1 protein-coding gene is annotated in these 228 nt (G+C 43.0%); it reads left to right on the top strand.

The genetic code is table 11. The annotated features are described in order from the left end of the window. Nucleotides 1-228 (top strand): hypothetical protein (locus tag WS40_RS11165; protein ID WP_046442370.1); only part of this gene is annotated, 228 nt, incomplete at both ends.

Below are 228 nucleotides of genomic sequence, written 5' to 3'. Positions count from 1 at the left end.
CCGACCTGCACATCAGAGGGTACAAAAACAAAGACTTGCACAAAGTGCAATGCGACAGTTACAGAAACTATACCAAAGACTTCACACAAATATGCTGACACAATTGTTGCACCTACTTGCACTACTGGCGGCTACACTCTCCACAAGTGTTCTGTTTGCGGTACTTCATACAAGGATAGCACAACAAAAGCAACAGGTCACAGCTACGGAAATTCTGTTGTAACAAAA

The sequence above is a fragment of the Ruminococcus sp. N15.MGS-57 genome (assembly GCF_000980385.1).
Classification (GTDB): domain Bacteria; phylum Bacillota; class Clostridia; order Oscillospirales; family Ruminococcaceae; genus Hominimerdicola; species Hominimerdicola aceti.
The sequence above is the reverse complement of the archived record's forward strand: the minus strand, read 5'-3'. Positions and strand labels throughout refer to the sequence as shown.